The 596-nt window shown below is 61.6% G+C and carries 1 protein-coding gene; it reads right to left on the reverse strand.

From position 1 onward, the window contains the following. Positions 1-121: 121 nt before the first annotated feature. On the reverse strand, positions 122-596 hold a 475-nt coding region (locus FXV83_RS40930), incomplete at its 5' end, for a transposase (RefSeq protein ID WP_210250802.1).

The following is a 596-nucleotide window of genomic DNA, read 5'->3' on the forward strand; positions in this document are numbered from 1 at the left end:
GGCATTGGAGATGGGGTGAGGCCGGAGCGACGGCCAGCCTTGACGGCCGCGGCGCGCGGCGTCTTTGTGACGGCAGGTCGGGACGAAGAAACGGGTACTTCGGCCGAACAAAGAAACGCGATCAGATGGTTGGCACGCTGGCGATTTCAGGTGATTTTTTCTGCCAGGGCGTGCCGCGGGCTACAACTGTGTTGGCGAAAATCAGCAGCTTTCTGGCGCAGGCGATCAAAGCGCGTTTGTGCTCCTTGCCGGCCCTTGTAAGCTTTCCATAGAACGCGATGAGCTGCAGGTTCCAGCGAAAGGACGCCGGTAGAGCGGCATTGAAGAGCGCGCGGCGCAGCCGTTCACGTCCGCCGGCAATGTGACGGACGCCGAAATGATTGCCGCTGTCGTCGTCGTAAGGGGCAAGCCCTGACAGTGCGGCTGCTTGCTCGCGCGTGATCTGACCGATCTCGGGCATCCGCACCAGAATGATAATCGCGGTCTTTAGCCCGATGCCATCGATGCTGTTGATCAGATCGAGCCGCTCGGCAAGATCGTGGTGCTCACGGATGGCCACGGCCAGCGCCTTCAACTCGACCCTCTCGCGCTTGGCC

It is taken from the genome of Bradyrhizobium hipponense (assembly GCF_008123965.1).
GTDB lineage: Bacteria > Pseudomonadota > Alphaproteobacteria > Rhizobiales > Xanthobacteraceae > Bradyrhizobium > Bradyrhizobium hipponense.